Origin of the sequence: Saliterribacillus persicus (genome assembly GCF_003337485.1) — a bacterium.
Lineage (GTDB): Bacteria > Bacillota > Bacilli > Bacillales > Amphibacillaceae > Saliterribacillus > Saliterribacillus persicus.
In genome coordinates this window covers 247282-264289 of the sequence record NZ_QPJJ01000004.1, presented here as the reverse complement: position 1 = coordinate 264289, position 17008 = coordinate 247282, and the positions used below count along the sequence as shown (strand labels likewise).

17 protein-coding genes are annotated in these 17008 nt (G+C 33.9%); 12 read left to right on the top strand and 5 right to left on the bottom strand.

Features of this window, described 5'->3' with window-relative positions:
- The first annotated feature begins 56 nt into the window (after positions 1-56).
- From DFR57_RS06645 to DFR57_RS06615, 7 genes are all read left to right on the top strand, one after another.
- Positions 57-716, top strand: a complete 660-nt coding sequence (locus tag DFR57_RS06645) for a potassium channel family protein (protein ID WP_114352386.1) — start codon at positions 57-59, stop codon at positions 714-716.
- Positions 716-2038 carry a TrkH family potassium uptake protein gene (locus DFR57_RS06640; protein ID WP_114352354.1) on the top strand — a complete coding sequence of 441 codons (1323 nt, stop codon included), beginning with the start codon at positions 716-718 and terminating at the stop codon, positions 2036-2038. The genes DFR57_RS06645 and DFR57_RS06640 overlap by 1 nt, the downstream gene beginning before the upstream one ends.
- Before the next feature lie 743 nt (positions 2039-2781).
- Positions 2782-3345 (top strand): alkyl hydroperoxide reductase subunit C, encoded by a 564-nt coding sequence (ahpC, locus tag DFR57_RS06635; protein ID WP_114352353.1) that lies wholly within the window; start codon positions 2782-2784, stop codon positions 3343-3345.
- 15 nt (positions 3346-3360) lie between these two features.
- A complete protein-coding gene (gene ahpF / locus DFR57_RS06630) occupies positions 3361-4887 on the top strand; it encodes an alkyl hydroperoxide reductase subunit F (protein WP_114352352.1) in 1527 nt (508 codons plus the stop codon).
- Between the two features lie 444 nt (positions 4888-5331).
- A complete protein-coding gene (locus tag DFR57_RS06625) occupies positions 5332-5703 on the top strand; it encodes an iron chaperone (RefSeq protein WP_114352351.1) in 372 nt (123 codons plus the stop codon).
- A 94-nt stretch (positions 5704-5797) separates the two neighbouring features.
- The gene (locus tag DFR57_RS06620; protein ID WP_114352350.1) at positions 5798-6250 is read left to right on the top strand and encodes an ASCH domain-containing protein; all 453 of its coding nucleotides are present in this window, start codon (positions 5798-5800) and stop codon (positions 6248-6250) included.
- A gap of 93 nt (positions 6251-6343) precedes the next feature.
- The gene (locus DFR57_RS06615; protein ID WP_114352349.1) at positions 6344-6856 is read left to right on the top strand and encodes a GNAT family N-acetyltransferase; all 513 of its coding nucleotides are present in this window, start codon (positions 6344-6346) and stop codon (positions 6854-6856) included.
- A gap of 104 nt (positions 6857-6960) precedes the next feature.
- On the opposite strand, the gene DFR57_RS06610 is transcribed toward DFR57_RS06615, so the two are convergent.
- Genes DFR57_RS06610 through rpiA form a run of 3 tightly spaced genes read right to left on the bottom strand, consistent with a single transcriptional unit; the run spans position 6961 to position 8061 of the window.
- Positions 6961-7152: a hypothetical protein gene (locus DFR57_RS06610; RefSeq protein ID WP_114352348.1), complete on the bottom strand. Its 192-nt coding sequence runs from the start codon at positions 7150-7152 to the stop codon at positions 6961-6963.
- On the bottom strand, positions 7146-7358 hold the full coding sequence (locus DFR57_RS06605; protein ID WP_114352347.1) for a hypothetical protein: 213 nt from the start codon (positions 7356-7358) through the stop codon (positions 7146-7148). The genes DFR57_RS06610 and DFR57_RS06605 overlap by 7 nt, the downstream gene beginning before the upstream one ends.
- A gap of 1 nt (position 7359) precedes the next feature.
- Positions 7360-8061, bottom strand: coding sequence for a ribose-5-phosphate isomerase RpiA (gene rpiA, locus DFR57_RS06600; RefSeq protein ID WP_245937409.1), 702 nt, complete (start codon positions 8059-8061; stop codon positions 7360-7362).
- Between the two features lie 846 nt (positions 8062-8907).
- On the opposite strand from rpiA, the gene DFR57_RS06595 reads away from it, so the two are divergent.
- On the top strand, positions 8908-10140 hold the full coding sequence (locus tag DFR57_RS06595; RefSeq protein WP_114352346.1) for an MFS transporter: 1233 nt from the start codon (positions 8908-8910) through the stop codon (positions 10138-10140).
- 110 nt (positions 10141-10250) lie between these two features.
- On the opposite strand, the gene DFR57_RS06590 is transcribed toward DFR57_RS06595, so the two are convergent.
- Entirely contained in the window at positions 10251-10769 is a 519-nt protein-coding gene (locus DFR57_RS06590; protein WP_114352345.1) for a GNAT family N-acetyltransferase, read from the bottom strand.
- Positions 10770-11074: 305 nt separating this feature from the next.
- Between DFR57_RS06590 and DFR57_RS06585 the strand changes: the two genes are divergently transcribed.
- The 4 genes from DFR57_RS06585 (at position 11075) to DFR57_RS06570 (ending at position 15594) form a co-directional block, all read left to right on the top strand.
- Entirely contained in the window at positions 11075-11368 is a 294-nt protein-coding gene (locus DFR57_RS06585) for a DUF3817 domain-containing protein (protein WP_114352344.1), read from the top strand.
- Positions 11369-11571: 203 nt separating this feature from the next.
- Positions 11572-12576, top strand: a complete 1005-nt coding sequence (locus DFR57_RS06580; RefSeq protein WP_245937408.1) for a sugar-binding protein — start codon at positions 11572-11574, stop codon at positions 12574-12576.
- Positions 12569-13993, top strand: a complete 1425-nt coding sequence (locus tag DFR57_RS06575) for a sensor histidine kinase (RefSeq protein ID WP_114352343.1) — start codon at positions 12569-12571, stop codon at positions 13991-13993. Before DFR57_RS06580 ends, DFR57_RS06575 begins: the two co-directional genes overlap by 8 nt.
- Positions 13994-14016: 23 nt before the next feature.
- Entirely contained in the window at positions 14017-15594 is a 1578-nt protein-coding gene (locus DFR57_RS06570; RefSeq protein WP_114352342.1) for a helix-turn-helix domain-containing protein, read from the top strand.
- Between the two features lie 38 nt (positions 15595-15632).
- On the opposite strand, the gene DFR57_RS06565 is transcribed toward DFR57_RS06570, so the two are convergent.
- Positions 15633-16814: a DUF418 domain-containing protein gene (locus tag DFR57_RS06565; protein WP_114352341.1), complete on the bottom strand. Its 1182-nt coding sequence runs from the start codon at positions 16812-16814 to the stop codon at positions 15633-15635.
- Positions 16815-17008: the final 194 nt, after the last annotated feature.

Sequence of the window (17008 nt, the reverse complement as noted above, 5' to 3'; positions counted from 1 at the left end):
CCATTCTTTTTGGGATGGTTTTTTTTGTGCTAAATTTTAATGGAAGAAGGATAGATATGAAGAAACACTATGCAATTTTTGGTTTGGGGCAATTTGGTGGAAGTTTAGTAGAATCCTTTTCAGATATGAATGTGGAAGTTCTCGCCGTAGATATTGATCCTACGAAAGTTAGTGAGTATAGTAAGCTTGCAACACATGCTGTTCAAGCTAATGGCATTGACGAAAATTCATTAAAAGAAATAGGAGTAAAAAATGTTGATCATGCGTTTGTTTCATTTGGTGAAAATATAGAAGCTAGTATATTGACCTCTTTACTTTTAAAAGAAATTGGCGTGCCTAAAGTTTGGGCTAAAGCTCAAAATTCTTATCATCATAAAGTCCTTACTAAGATAGGTGTAGATCGAGTCATGCATCCAGAGAGAGAAATGGCAAAACGTATCGCACAACATGTCACCAATGACAATATGGTTGATTTTATTGAGCTCTCGAAAAACCATAGTATTGTAGAAATTCTGGCTTTTGACAAACTTCATAATAAAACTTTAACAGACCTAGATATTCGCGATAAGTATGGCTGTAATATAATTGCTATTCAAAGAAATGAGGAAACCATTGTCTCACCCCCAGCTCACCAAATTATTAATAAGAACGATGTCCTAATTATCATTGGTCGAAATAAGGATATCGAACGTTTTGAAAAGCGTGGAGGAGACTGATGAAAAAACAATATGTCAATCTAAACCCTTCTCAATTACTTATTTTAATCTTTACTCTTTGCATTATTTCAGGAACCATTTTATTAAGACTTCCTATAGCCACAACAAACTCTATCACTTGGGTAGATTCTTTTTTTACAGCTACTTCGGCTATGACTGTAACAGGGTTAATAGTTGTAGACACACCGGTAGCATTTACTGTATTTGGAGAAGTGGTTATTGCGATATTGATCCAACTTGGTGGTTTGGGAATTATGTCTTTTGCAGTAATGATTTATATTATGTTGGGTAGAAGAATAGGAATCAAAGAAAGGCTAGTAATCAAACAGGCCTTAAATCAAACTTCAATTGGTGGGATAATTAAGTTAGTAAGAAATTTATTCTTCTTTTCACTTACAGTAGAATTAATTGCAATGTTATTTTTATCGATAAAATGGATACCTGATCTAGGTTGGATAAAAGGCTTATATTACAGCTTCTTTCATGCTATTTCCGCATTTAATAATGCAGGTTTTTCTTTGTGGTCAGATAGTCTAATGGGGTACGTAGGAGATCCTATAACCAACATTATTATTTCAGGACTTTTTATTATAGGAGGAATTGGTTTTACTGTTCTTTCAGATTTATGGCATAAGAAAAAATTCAGGAAATTATCTCTTCATTCAAAATTAATGATTGTAGCAACATTTGCAATAAATATTACAGCTATGTTTATAATTTTTGTTTTAGAATACAATAATTATAACACGTTAGGAAGTCTGTCAACCTTGTCCGATAAGTTGTGGGCTTCCTATTTTCAAGCTGTGACTCCGAGAACAGCAGGTTTTAACACATTAGATATTGGTAGTTTAGAAGAGCCTACCCTCTTTTTTATGCTTATATTAATGTTTATTGGTGCTGGCAGTGGATCCACAGGCGGTGGTATAAAGCTAACTACATTTATCATTATTGTATTAGCGGTTCTTACTTTTTTAAAAGGTAAAAGAGAAATAACAATTGCAGAGAGAACCATTAGTCAAACATATATATTACGTTCATTAGCTATCGCATCTATGGGAATGTTCTTTATTTTTACCGCTATCTTCATATTAAGCATTACTGAAAAAGCGCCTTTTTTAAATGTTTTGTTTGAGGTAATCTCTGCATTTGGAACCGTTGGGCTTTCTATGGGTTTAACAGCAGAACTGTCTATAATAGGTAAAATAATCATTACTCTCATCATGTTTATTGGGAAATTAGGACCTTTAACATTAGCCTTTTCATTGGCAAGTTCTAAAGATAAGAAAATTAAATACCCACAGGAAGAAATATTAACTGGCTAAACAATATAGAATGCCTTTTTTCCAATACTAACCACTTGCTTTTAAGTTTTAGACCGCTCGTGATAAATTCTAAGTCTGTTAGTATTCTGTCTATTTCAATACAGATCAATTATGATATTTGTGTAATTAAAGCAAAAGAACATACGTCTCTTCTACTGCTATTAAAAAACATTTGTAGACTAAAAAACCACTTTAATATAATCCTTTTAGATAGTAGGGAAGAAGGGAAAAGAATAATTTCTCCTTCTTCCCTTTTTGTTTCGCTTGAATTCACACTTCTACATATTACTATAATCTTAATCCTCTCTTTCTTTTTTTGAGGGATTTTTCAAGTTTAAATAGAATGTTTTGGGGAAAAATACTAATTGCGCATCCTATTTTTTAAAAAAGGGTGAAGAATAATTTTTCCAAAGATGAAGGAGATTTAGTGAAAATAAAAGATTAATTTTATATCTCCGTAGATAAGCAATTTTCATAACTTTTTAAACCATCATTTTCATAAATAGGCTCCAAATGATAAAATGCATGCATTATTTTCAACCCTTTTGAAGATAATATATATGAATTAAAATTATTATATGCTTATTGTAGAATCCATTTCGTTTAAGAATAGATTGCTTTTCTTGACAAAAAATTATTACTTTAGCATAATAACACATGTATATAATTATAATTATTATTTTCTGCGAATGTTTTTCAATGAAAATAATAATAGTAAAATATAATTTAGGAGGAATAAAATTATGTCAGTAATCGGTACAAAAGTGAAACCTTTCACAGCACAGGCTTATAATAATGGAGATTTTATAGAGGTGACAGAAGAAAATTTTCAAGGTCAATGGACAGTTCTTTGTTTTTATCCAGCAGACTTTACATTCGTTTGCCCAACAGAGCTTGAGGATCTTGAAAATGAATATGCTAATTTAAAAGAACTAGGAGCTGAAGTATATTCTTGCTCAACAGATACTCACTTCACTCACAAAGCTTGGCACGAATCGTCAGAAGCAATTGGAAAAGTAACGTATACAATGATTGGTGATCCTTCTTTAACTCTACCTACTAACTTTGAAGTGTTACGTGAGGAAGAAGGGCTAGCTGATCGCGGAACATTTATTATTGATCCAAATGGCGTTATCCAAGTTGCGGAAGTTCATGCAGAGGGTATCGGTCGTGACGCAAGTGGACTTATCGACAAGATTAAAGCAGCGCAATACGTGTATAACAACCCTGGAGAAGTTTGTCCAGCTAAATGGAAAGAAGGAAGCGAAACACTTAAGCCAAATATTGATCTTGTAGGTAAAATCTAAGGAGTGGAAACGGGAATGCTTGAAAAAGATATAAAAGCACAGCTAAACCAATACTTAGAACTATTAGAAAATGATATTGTTCTAAAGGTTAGTGCAGGGTCTGACAAGGTGTCAGAAGACATTTTAGACCTTGTTAATGAAATTGCCTCTATGTCATCAAAAATTTCAGTTGAGGAAACTAAATTAGAACGTACTCCTAGCTTTAGTGTAAATCGAGTTGGAGAAGATACAGGAATAGTTTTTGCTGGTATTCCTTTAGGTCATGAATTCACATCACTAGTATTAGCACTTTTACAAGTAAGCGGAAGAGCTCCAAAGGTTGATCAAAGTGTTATAGATCAAGCGAAGAATATCAGTGGGGAATATCACTTTGAGACGTTTGTCAGCTTAAGCTGTCATAACTGTCCTGATGTAGTGCAAGCACTGAACATCTTAAGTGTGTTAAACCCTAATATTACACATGTGATGATTGATGGTGCTGTAAATAAAGAAGAGGCAGAAAATAGAAATGTCCGAGCTGTTCCAGCTGTTTACCTAAATGGTGAGTTTTGGAATGGTGGACGTATTTCTATCCAAGAAATCCTTGCTAAATTGGGTGAGGGTCCAAGTGCTGAAGATTTCACAGATAAAGACCCTTATGATGTTCTTGTCGTTGGTGGTGGACCAGCTGGTGCAAGTGCAGCCATTTATGCAGCGCGTAAAGGTATCCGCACAGGAATTGTGGCGGAACGTTTTGGTGGTCAGGTTCTTGATACATTGAGCATTGAAAACTTTGTTAGTGTAAAAGCTACAGAAGGACCTAAACTTGCACAGGCTCTTGAAGAGCATGTAAAAGATTATAAGATTGACGTAATGGACTTACAGCGTGCGAAGCGTTTAGAAAAGAAAGATATGTTTGAACTTGAACTAGAAAATGGTGCTGTTCTAAAGAGTAAAACAGTCATTATTTCTACTGGTGCTCGTTGGCGAAATGTTAATGTTCCTGGTGAACAAGAACTTAAAAACAAAGGTGTAGCATATTGTCCTCACTGTGATGGACCATTATATGAAGGTAAAAATGTTGCAGTTATTGGAGGCGGTAACTCCGGTATCGAGGCTGCAATTGATCTTGCAGGAATCACCAAGCATGTTACCGTTCTTGAGTTTTTACCAGAACTTAAAGCTGACCAAGTCCTTCAAAATCGTCTAAATAGCTTACCAAATGTAACGGTTCTTAAAAATGTTGCCACAAAAGAAATAACGGGAACAGATGGTGTTACAGGGGTTATTTATACGGATCGTGAAACAGGCGAAGAACATAATGTTGAATTAGAAGGAGTATTTGTCCAAATCGGACTTGTGCCAAATACCGAATGGTTAGATGGGACACTTGATCGCAATCGAATGGGCGAAATCATCGTGGATAAGAGTGGTGCTACCTCTGTCCCTGGTTTATTTGCTGCAGGAGACTGTATTGATAGTGCCTATAACCAAATTATTATCTCAATGGGATCCGGAGCGACAGCTGCTCTTGGTGCATTCGATTATCTAATTCGCAACTAAAAACATTTTGTTACTCATATAATAACAAATAAAGTCGCTACTTTATCAGAGGATAAGGTAGCGGCTTTTTTATGTGCGCGATAAACCATAAGGTATAATAGAGTTTGACAATAACAATTATTAATCCATTTAAGGTAACAGAAATAAAAAACAATCACTTATTTTGTTAATTTTCGCAACAATAATTGGAGTTATATCTATCTTGTATTTTTTTATCGTGCCTGCAATACTTAATATAACCGTAATAATTTATTTGTGTTTCAAACTCCAATCTAAATAAAGGGATGGAAGTATTAAAGTAATTCTTTTTTCACTTAGGATAAATACTTTTTTTATCCAGATTAACTTGATCCATAGTGATAGCTTGTAAGGAGAATTATAGTGTGGTTTTGATCACTCGGAAAATTTCAGCTTAATAATTATAATTATTGGAGGAGGTTTCATATGAGCGATTTATCAAAGTTTTTAGAAGGTATTGATAACCTTTCACATCGAGAAAGAGTAGAAGAAGTATTTGATTGGATACATAATAAATATCCGAAGTTAGAAATAGAAATAAAATGGAATCAACCAATGTTTACGGATCATGGTACGTTTATTATTGGCTTTAGTGTGTCTAAAAAGCATTTAGCTGTTGCCCCTGAAAGTGTGACCATTACGCATGTAGAAGATGAGATTGTGAAAGCTGGATATGATTATACAAAGGAAATAATTAGAATGCCTTGGAAGAGTCCTATTGATTACGCATTACTTGAAAAAATGATTGAATTTAATATTAAGGATAAAGCTAATTGCTCTACGTTTTGGCGAAAATAATTACGACACCAACAGAAATTGTCGCGAAATTAACAACAACGATAATTAAAGCACCAATCAATTAAAAATATCGATAGAAAGTAGGTTGGTATAAATGAGTAAAGATTCTATCATACAAATGTGGGAGGATTTTCAAAAGATTAATCATCATTCTTCTAAAAGTTACGATGCATGGGCGTTTGGTGATTCGAAGGAAATGGCAGATGAACTTGCGGAATTAGTGCTTGCGGGGATAAAAACTGCAACGGCAGCCAATTATTCTTCCTATCAAGAAGATGACCCATTGCCGTATGTTGGTCTTCACAATATTATCCTTGATGGTGATGGAAAAGCAGTAGCAATTGTAGAGACGACCTCTGTTGAAATTATACCTTTTAATGAAGTTAGTGAAGAACATGCTTATTTAGAGGGGGAGGGGGACCGATCATTAAAATATTGGCGTGACGTCCACGAAGATTTTTTCAAAAGAGAACTAAAAGAGGTTAATAAGGAGTTCCATAATAATATACCAGTTGTGTGTGAAAGGTTTAAGTTAGTATATAAATAATAAGCAGGGACGTCCTCCGTTAATCTTTTATAGCTTAAACAGATATTGAAAACGGGTCCTCGTAAATAAAAGGCAAGGAGTGATTTGTCAGCTATGTTTTTATCACAACCTACCATAGAATTAAAAGAGCAATACTTTGATTTTTATGAAGAGTGGGTAAAATCCGGGGAGGAAATGGTCCCGTTCGTAATAAAAAAGAATCCAGAGAACTTTCATTCTATGATGAACTACTTATCAAATTGTGAAAAAGGCATAGAACCACAAGTGGATTGGGTGCCAGAAAACTCGACATACTGGTTAGTGGATAATAATGAAGTGATTGGTGTAATAAATCTTCGTCATCGCTTATCACATAAACTTTTTAATCAGGGTGGGCATATTGGATATGGCATTCGACCTTCAAAAAGAAGAAAAGGGTATGCTACTACAATGCTTTTATTAGCCTTTGAAAAAGCAAGAGAACTGGGGTTGAAAAAAGTTCTTCTTGTGTGTAATTCGTCTAATAACCCATCCATAAAAGTTATATTAAATAATGGTGGTATAAGGGATACGGATTTTATTGACGAAGAAAACAATCTCCTTAAAAGGTTCTGGATTAAACTTTAATGCACGATCATTTTCAATCGTCTTTTTCATTCTTTTTTATGCCTCTGAGTGATTCTTGTTCCAAAAGTTTACAATTGCTATTCGGAAACGAATGAATTAAGAATTTATTCTTCATAATAGCTATCTTTTTGCCTTTTGGAACCATTAAAAATATACATTACTAATTCAGCGGCAATTATAAATATAACAGCAGATGCCAAAGCATTTAATAACTGTATACCGTCACCAAATATCAGATCAGTGAACAAGAAAGCAAAGAAAAGAAAGACAAACACAATAATTCGCCTATTTAGCATGAAATAACTCCTTTTATGAGGCTTCGTTCCAAAAGACATGGAGCACCTTTTAATACACTCCAAAAACCCAATGCTATAGAAGTATTATTTATATTTAGTTCATCGGCAAAATTTAATTGTTCACTGATGTTTCTTTCAACAAAATTGTATTTATTCATTTTAGCTTTATGGTTCCCCTTTTCGTATGATTTTTGAATAAATACCATATCAATCTCCTTTCTCCCTATTTTTCACCTCTACACCATCTTTTTTTCCAATATAGATAACATCAACAATATTAGTAAACAAACCATTTTCAATAACACCTGGGATATTATTTATATACTTTTCAAGATTAATTGTGTCTACTTTATCAATGATATTACTTACGTTAATATCTAATATAAAATTCCCGCTATCTGTAATGAAGGGATCGTTCCCCATTTTTCTAAGATTTGGTTGAAAACCTTCTCTCACCATCCTTTCGAAAACATATTTATATCCAAATGGAAGGACCTCTACAGGTAAGGGATACGCTCCTATTGTATCTACATACTTTGTTGAGTCGACTATAATAGCTACCTTTCGGGAGCTACTTGCTACAATCTTTTCAAACAATAATGCTCCACCACCACCCTTAATTGCTCTAAAATCACCATCAATTTCATCTGCTCCGTCAATTGTAAGGTCAATATCTTGAACATCATTCAGTGCTACCAATTTTATTCCTAGTTGTTTAGCAAATTCCGTAGTATTACTAGAGGTGGACACGCATGTTACATCTAATTTTTCATCTTTCATTTTTTCCCCTAGTTTATTAATAGTATGGTACACGGTTGATCCAGTACCTAAACCTATAACCATTTTATTGTGAATTAAATCGACCGCTGCTTCTCCAGCTTCTTTCTTTTCATAATAAGTTTGCTCCAATGTGCTCACTCCTGTCATTAATTCCAAAAACAACATCTATACCCTTATTTTATTGAATGGCCCTTAACAGAAATTACTTACTGTCTAGATGCATTAATAACCTAGTACTAACACACTAAATACATACAATATTACTGTTATAACTATTTTTGATGAGTTGAACCATGCAATAACTACATCAAACTAACTTCTTTTAAAAATGATACATATAATTATATCAAAAAAACCATAAAATACCATTAATGACGGATGTTTTATGGCAATGAGAAAAATATATAATCTTTTAATTATATTGCTCAAACTTTTTCGTGAAAATATAGTAGAAGGAAAATTTAATTTAAAGAAACTATCTTAGCAATGTTAGCGCATGAAATTTTTGTGATGAAGCGGAAGTGAACTTGATAAAACCTTGTTTACTTATGTAAAATAATAAAAACTTCTTAATGGTTATACACAGTGCGGAAATGTTCGATAAAAATAAAATGGAAAAACATATAAAAAGTTTGCATGTAATGATACAATATTAAAAATAATTAAATGCTAGGATGAGAAGAGTAGATTTAAAGCTTCTTCACAGAGAGCTCCGTGAGATGAGAAGGAGTAGGAAGTTTTTTATTGAACCAAGCCTCTAAGCATTACATAGGATCCTATTGCGGTGATGATGTAACGGGAGCGCCCGTTAAGAGCAGAAGGTATGAAATAATAGATACGATACCTAATAAGGTTAATAGGGTAACTTATTAATAAAATGGAGTGGCACCACGATCAAAAAGATCTCGTCTCCAAGACAATTGTCTTGGAGGTGAGGTCTTTTTATTTGTTAATAATGATAGGGAGTGATGAAACGTGAAGTTAAAAGTCTTAAAGGAAAAATGGAAGTACCCTGTTATCTTACTGTTGGGAATTGGTGTATCTAATATTGGAGCATGGGTTTATTTGTTAGCTTTAAATTTAATCGTATTTGAATCAACTGGTTCCGCACTAGCAGTTGCTGCATTATATATTCTAATCCCACTAGCTGCAATATTCACGAACTTTTGGGCAGGGAGTATTACTGACAGATTCAATAAAAGAACACTGATGTTTATAATTGATATTTCTCGTGCCATCTGTATCTTTTCTGTACCGTGGTTAATGAAAGATTCCATTTGGATCATGTATATAACAGTCTTTTTCATAAATGTAGCGGGAGCTATGTATACGCCTGCTTTAATGGCTTATGTTACAAAGTTAATCCCCTATGATCAAAGAAAAAGATTTAATTCTTTAAGAAGTTTAATTGATTCCGGAGCTTTTCTTATAGGACCGGCAATCGCAGGATTATTTTTTATCATGGGTTCACCAGAGTATGCGATTATGTTTAATAGTGTTGCTATGTTTTTATCTGGAGTCATTACACTTATCATGCCAAATGTAGAGAAGCATGAAGTCATTAATAAAATGGGGGAAAAGTTAACCATAAGGCTTTTAAAGAAAGACTTTCAAACCGTGATTTCTTTTAGTCGTGATCATTCATATATTATTATCATTTATTTCTTATTTAACTTAGTTATTGTGATGACTGCCGCTGTAGATTCTTTGGAGGCTGCTTTTGCGAAGGAAGTACTGAATTTATCTGATAGTAATTATGGTTTTTTGGTGAGTATCGCCGGAGCAGGGATAGTTATAGGGGCGTGTATTAATGCCATTTTTGTAAAAAAGATATCAGTCTCTATACTAATGGGTCTAGGATCGGTATTAGTATCTTTTGGCTATATTATTTATACCTTTTCACAAACCTTTATGATGGCTGCTGTGGGCTTTTTCAGTTTAGCTTTATTTCTCGCAATTGCAAATACCGCTTTTTTCACATTTTATCAGAATAATATACCTGTTGAAATTATGGGGAGAGTGAGTAGTCTTTACGGCATCCTCGAAGCCATTTTAATTATTATTACAACAGTATTAATCGGTATATTTGCCCAATTTGCTTCTATTCAGCTTGCGATTATAATGGGAGCGTTGATTATGCTTCTGATATCCTTTATATTACTTTTATCCTGTATGAAACCATCACAAAATAATGCGTACCAATCATGAAGATTAAAAATATAAACAACAAAATCTACTAAAATAATCTAGAAATTAAAAAAGCGTGTAGAGAAAAATACACTTCATTTCTCTACAAGCTAATCCAAAGGAACTTGCTATTATTTTAGTGATTTTACCATAATATAATTCGTTTCTTCTTCATCCCCGATGAAAAAGGAATATTCGCCTTTAACTTCAAAGCCCATGCTTTTATGAAAGGCAACAGCATTCGTATTCTTTTGCCAAACACCTAGCCATAATTCACTCTTGTCTTTTTCTTTGGCAATTTCAAATCCCTTTTTAAGCAATGTTTTACCTAAACCTCTATCATGAAATTTTTCTTTCACATAAATACGTTCAATTTCTAATGCGTTCTCACCAACTTCGAAGGTTTGTGCTTCTCCTTCGTTTACTTTTAAGTAGCCTGCGAGAACTTCATTTGTATACAAAAATAGAAAAGTAGAGGATTCATTAGATAGCTCTTTCTTCAGTTGAGTAGAATTGAAGGCGTTCTCTAAATAGTCGTTCATATTCTCTGGGGTATTTAGATGACTATAGGTTTCATTATAGGTTTCTGTTGCTATTGTTTGTAAAAGAGGTAAATCGTCGAGCGTACATTTTCTAATCTGTATATCCACATACTCACTCCTTATTAAAGATTTAGGTCCTTTAAGTATATTAGATAAAATAAGTTTAAGTCAATGAAAACGAATACAGAAGATTAAATAATTTAATACAGAAAATGTATTTTAAATTCTATTAATTAGTAAAAAGCCTTGGTAATAAAAGAAATTTAATTATTTTAAAAGGATATAAGGGATATATCGCATACTAGTAAACATTGTATTATTTTTATACTTAGATTACGATTAAGTACATAAACAAATGATGATAGAAATAGTCTCATAAAATATAATCGGGTTATTCACGGGGGTGAAGTTTTTTGCTTAAAACGGATTTAGGAAGATTTAGAGTTATGGGTCTTTTAGAAGGAGCTTCATTAATTATACTACTCTTTTTGGCAATGCCTTTGAAGTATATGGGAGGCATACATGAAGCAGTAACAATAGTAGGTTCGATCCATGGAGGACTATTTATTACGTATGTATTAATAACGCTTTATACAACGTATCGAATTAGGTGGTCCTTTAAATGGCTTTTTGGCGCTATTGCAGTTGCTTTTATTCCATTTGGAAACTTAGTATTAGATAGACAGTTACAGAAGGCATTTAATTAAGATAACCTTAAGAAAAAGAAAATGCACAAATAAACGTTATACCACTCATTTTAAGAAGCCTCTTTAGAGTAATGATCTATGGAGGTTTTTTGTTTGTAAACAAAACCTTTTGAAATACCAAGGCATGGCATTCCAGTTCCCTTGAAAGTTATGAATATGCTATCATTATTTCTATGCTTATTATTCAAAAGGTAGGGAAATAAATGATGAAAAACAGAAAACTACTATATAGTGTCTTGATTTCCTGTTTTATTATAGTGGCAGGTTTCTCGATATATTTTTATTATCAAACCCAGAAATTAACGAACCAGGTATCAGAAGCTACCACTGTAGATGAAGAGCTTCCGAGCTATCATTTTACCTTAATTGGAGAGGAAATGGATCATGATTACTGGCGACTTGTTGGTGAAGGGGCGAAAAAAACGGAACAGAATTACGATGTATGGGTTGAGTATGTGGGACCAAGAAGGTCGAACCCTGAAGAACAATTAAAGTTATTCGACATCGCTATAAAGTCGAAGGTGGATGGGATTATTGTTCAAGCATTAAATGATGACTTTTTACCAATGATAGACAAAGCAATGGAAAAAGGGATCCCTGTTATTACAATTGATACGGACGCTCCAGACAGTATGCGTTCAACTTATATTGGAACTGATAACTATGTAGCTGGACAGTTAGCGGGTCGCGCCTTAGTTGAAGATACAGGAGGAGAAGCTACTGTTGGTATTGTTACGGGTAGCTTTAGTAATTCTCATCATCAGCTTCGGGTAGAGGGCTTTAAAGATATTGTAGAAAAAGAAGCGGGAATTGAGATTGTTGCAATTGAAGAATCTAATATTACACGGGTAATAGCAGAAGAAAAAGCATATCAAATGTTAACAGAATATCCTGATATAACGGCTTTATACGGCACAAGTTCTTTAGATGGAATTGGCATGACTGCTGCAGCCGATTCTTTAGGGATGGATGATGTCTATATGATGACATTTGATACTCTTCCAGAAAATATTAAATTATTAGAGCAAGAAAAACTAGATGTTTTGATTGAGCAAAAGCCTTTTGAAATGGGGCATCGTAGCATTGAATTGATGCTAGAGATCATGAAGGGAAATCAGGTAGAAGATGTCTATCATACGGACGCCAAGGTAGTAAAAAAAGAAGATCTAGATGAACCCGGTATAGAAGAAGGTAACCGCTATGATTAAAATTCGTACAAAATTACTTATTTATTTTGTTGCGGTACTTCTTTTGGTAGTTCTTTTGTTTTTTGTAAGGGAAGAGAGTGCTAGACAAGTAATGGAGTTACATGATGAAAGCTCTTCGCAATATTTTCTATTAAATGAAATCACAAAGGTGACAGATCAAACTTTTCAATCCTTACAGATATATGTGCATGAACCAAGCGATGATAACCTAGTATTTTATTCAGAGGATAAACAGAAATTGATCGACCTCCAAGCTGAGTATGAGAAGATGGAAGTCATAGGGGTAGAGGAGAAAAATTTCCTATCTATGCTGTCTAGTTTTCTAGAATTAACAGATAAAACAGCTGCCTGGGTGGGCGAAGAAGAGATCGAACAGTATTCCTATTATTTAAATGAAGCAGATAATACTGCTAATTATATTCATGAGATGACACTTGAATTAATTAACCAAGAATTAACGGACTATCAAAATGTGCTTGCTTTAGAGGATCAAAAAATGGAAAGTACAAAAAATATGGGAACAGCCATATTTTTAGCGATCATTATAGGTAGTGTCACCTTTGCGATTTGGTTTTCCAATGGACTCACGAGAACCATTGATCGTTTAACAGGTGCAGCTAAAGAAATATCTGCTGGCAATTATACAGGAGATGATGTCGTTGTATCTGGAAAAGATGAGTTGAAAATATTAACGGAAACCTTCAATCAGATGAAACGAAATATTCTTCAATCGGTTAATGAAATGGAAGAAAAAGCTCGCTTATCACATTTGTTAAAGGAAATGGAACTCAAAAGCTTACAAAATCAAATAAATCCACATTTTCTGTTTAATACTTTAAATACGATCTCAAAAATGTCGTATATAGAAGGTGCGGAAAAAACGACTGATTTGATTTCGTCTGTTTCCGCATTATTACGCTACAATATTGGCGTTTTAGATCGAGAAACTGTTTTAAAAGATGAAGTGGAGATTGTTCGAGAATATTTCTTTATTCAAAAAACGCGGTTTGGAGATAGAGTAGCTTTTCATCAAAATATTGATGAAGCGTGCCTAGATACACCTATTCCCTGTCTCACGCTACAACCAATAATGGAAAATGCATTCATGCACGGCATTGAAGAAATTGCTCAAGGTGCCGAAATCACCCTTCATATTTACCAGCAACATGACATGATAAATATTGATATTTGGGATAATGGGGTTGGCATGGATAAAGAAACGATAAATCACTTATTAGGTGCCAAAACAAAAGTGGAAGAGTCAGCACAGGAGAACAAGAGAGTGGGTCATTCTACAGGTATTGGTATGCGGAATGTGATGGATAGATTAGAATTGTTCGATCAAAATAGTCAGTTTCAGGTTCAATCAGAGCTTGGAAAAGGAACAAAAGTGAGTATTCAATTACCCAAAAAATAAGGAAGAAAAGGAGTGCCATTGCTATGAAGATAATGCTCGTGGACGATGAGGCTTTAGAGCGGACAGGGATTCGTATGATTTTAAGTCGAAATCGAAGTGATGTGGAGATTGTAGCAGAAGCTCAAAATGGTAAAGAAGCTGTAGATTTTGCTTTAAAAGCAAAGCCAGATATTATTTTTATGGATATAAAAATGCCAGAGTTTGATGGCTTAACTGCTATTGAAGAAATTTTAGCTGTCCTTCCAGATGTTAAATGTATTATGGTATCTGCCTTTGATACCTTTCAATATGCAAAAAAAGCGATGCGTTTTGGTGTAAAGGAATACTTGCTAAAGCCCAGTAAAGTATCTGAAATATTAGAAGCATATGATCGAATGGCCAATGAGGTGGAGTCTGAAAAATTAAAAGTGCAAGAAACACGAGAAAGAGTGCATCGATTAGAAAGAGCGAGTTCATTAGTGGAAAAGGAGTTCATTGTTTCGCTACTGATGGACCATGTTCATGAATTTAGTACAGATGAATGGAAGAATTGGATAGACCTTGAAACAGGAACAGGTTTTGCAGCTGTATTTTTCTTTAAATCTTTTGAGGCGAACCCTACACGAGAAGCTAAAAGTAAATGGTACAAGATATTGAAAAATGCTTTAGAGGCTCTGGGCTCGGATTATTCTAGCATTGTAGGGCCGCTAACTGCATTTCAAGTTCCTGTATTTATTACATGTACTGCTGATGGTATGGATATAAAGAATAGAGATGCCTTTGCCCGTAGAATTGTTCAAAAGATACAACAAGACCTACATCAATGTCAGGTGTTTGTGGGAATTGGTACAGGTGTATCCAATTTAGATCAATTCTCAAGGTCTTATGAAGAAGCAGTATATGCCTTAGAATTCGTTCAACATAATCCGGGGGCAAGCTATTTGTCTTATAATCCTCGATTAGAAGGCAAAAGAAATGATCTTAGTGCCTTTGAGAAAGAAAAGAAATTACTCGAATCAATTCAAAAAGGTGAGGAACAAACAAGCTTACAAGTATTTGAATCCTATTTTCAAGAGGTTCAAAAAACTGCGAATTATCATGTGCAAGTGATAAAAAAGGAAATGGAAAATCTATTTATCGTATTAGCTAGAGCGATGAAAGAATTAGGATATAGCCAAGACGTTCAAATGAATTTTGATCACTTTGAAACATCGATACAGATAAAAGAAGCAGCTAAATCACATTTAGTAATGATTATTAAACAAGTAGATGAATGGCGCTCTAAAGGGGTGCGAGGCATGCTTTTACATGCCAAGGAGTATATAGAGATTCATTATAGTGATGCTGTCACACTGGAGGAAGTCGCAGATGAGGTAGGATTGAGTTCCTATTATTTAAGCAAGCTTTTTAAAGAGCATTTCCAAGAGACTTTTATTGACTATCTTACGCGTGTTCGAATGGAGAAAGCAAAATCACTCCTTTTAGAAGGGCATATGCCGTTAAAAGAAATAGCTTTAAATATAGGCTACAGAGATCCCAATTACTTTAGTCGAGTGTTTAAGAGAGAAATAGGCAGCAGTCCAAGTGAATACAGAAATAGATATCTAAAACAACGATCTTAACAGATCGTTGTTTTAGTTTTCCTTAAACGTATAAACTGCTATTTCTTGTACGTGTACATTCTCCAAATCGTTTCCAAGGGGCCCATTCCATAATGATTTAACCAAATCTGACTACCTAATATTTGCAGCAAAAATATCAAAAGCGCAATTCCAAATCCTTCAATTACATTAATTCGACCAAAAAGACCTCCACCAAAACTATAAAAAATAAAGATACAAATGATCGTTTGCATCACATAGTTAGTGAGTGCCATGCGGCCAACTGGCTGTAAAAAGAAAAACCGTTTACGCCACTCCTCTTTTTGAAGTAAAAGGATTAAACTAGACATATAAAATATCGCTAAAATGGGCCCGCTACCTACATGGCTTATATATTGTATAAAATAGAATGGGGAAGCTACACTTTCTATTTTCGTATCTGAAAAAACTGCTAAAAAAGCAAATGGAATGCCGATCCAAGCACTGTATCTTTGTACTTTCTTAAGCTCTTCTTTATAGTTACTTGCATGTGTGATGTATCCTTTTTTCCATGTATACATACCTAATAAGAACATGGAGAATATAACCGGGATCATAAGAATATAACCTTGATAGATGTATTTGATATCTACAAATCGTTGTTGAAATATTTCTATTGCTGTTCCGTCTGCGTAGGAATGCATCGCATTATGGTATATATTTTCCATCTGATGAGTAAAGGTAGAAGAAATATTATCTCCGAACATAATTATCGAAGTAAGCATTAGTATAGGCAGGATAGGTAAAGAGATAATCCATTTTAGTTGTGTTTTTGGTTTCGTCTCAACAAACAAAAGCAATAGAAATCCTAATAATGCATATATCGTCAATATGTCACCATACCAGAAGAAAAAAAGATGAATCAATCCAATGATAAGTAAGAAGACTAATCTTCTTTTAAATAGAGTCCTCGAACGGATGCCGCGTTTTTCTAATCTAGATAAAAATAAAGCAAAACTAATGCCAAATAATAATGAAAATAAACTGACAAATTTAAATTCAAAAAAGAAAATCACCATCCATTTCATCCACTGTTCCATAAAGCTAATTTTTGCGTTCATATTAAACATATCAGCATATAGGGCTGGGGTAGAAAAGTAATTTATGTTAACGACTAAAATGCCAAACAAGGCGATTCCTCTTATTACATCAAGTTCCATTAGCCGGTTTTCTTTATTAGTGGGAACGATTTTTTTATCCATTTCGGCCTCCTCTTTGCATAAGGTGTGATACTAAGCTTTATTACGAATTCCATAAAAATACTTAAGTTAGTGACAATAATTGTCCATGCACTAAGATGATCTGTTTGCACATAAATTCTAGCTGTTTTCATATTTTGCCCCTATTCCTGTTTTCCTGCTAATTACTTCCGACATGACGATTGCTTTCCACCCCA

Coding starts and splice junctions, on each gene's coding strand:
- DFR57_RS06645 (WP_114352386.1), top strand. CDS start 57: ATGAAGAAACACTATGCAATTTTTGGTTTGGGGCAATTTGGTGGAAGT.
- DFR57_RS06640 (WP_114352354.1), top strand. CDS start 716: ATGAAAAAACAATATGTCAATCTAAACCCTTCTCAATTACTTATTTTA.
- ahpC (WP_114352353.1), top strand. CDS start 2,782: ATGTCAGTAATCGGTACAAAAGTGAAACCTTTCACAGCACAGGCTTAT.
- ahpF (WP_114352352.1), top strand. CDS start 3,361: ATGCTTGAAAAAGATATAAAAGCACAGCTAAACCAATACTTAGAACTA.
- DFR57_RS06625 (WP_114352351.1), top strand. CDS start 5,332: ATGAGCGATTTATCAAAGTTTTTAGAAGGTATTGATAACCTTTCACAT.
- DFR57_RS06620 (WP_114352350.1), top strand. CDS start 5,798: ATGAGTAAAGATTCTATCATACAAATGTGGGAGGATTTTCAAAAGATT.
- DFR57_RS06615 (WP_114352349.1), top strand. CDS start 6,344: ATGTTTTTATCACAACCTACCATAGAATTAAAAGAGCAATACTTTGAT.
- DFR57_RS06610 (WP_114352348.1), bottom strand. CDS start 7,152: ATGCTAAATAGGCGAATTATTGTGTTTGTCTTTCTTTTCTTTGCTTTC.
- DFR57_RS06605 (WP_114352347.1), bottom strand. CDS start 7,358: ATGGTATTTATTCAAAAATCATACGAAAAGGGGAACCATAAAGCTAAA.
- DFR57_RS06580 (WP_245937408.1), top strand. CDS start 11,572: ATGATGAAAAACAGAAAACTACTATATAGTGTCTTGATTTCCTGTTTT.
- DFR57_RS06575 (WP_114352343.1), top strand. CDS start 12,569: ATGATTAAAATTCGTACAAAATTACTTATTTATTTTGTTGCGGTACTT.
- DFR57_RS06570 (WP_114352342.1), top strand. CDS start 14,017: ATGAAGATAATGCTCGTGGACGATGAGGCTTTAGAGCGGACAGGGATT.
- DFR57_RS06565 (WP_114352341.1), bottom strand. CDS start 16,814: ATGGATAAAAAAATCGTTCCCACTAATAAAGAAAACCGGCTAATGGAA.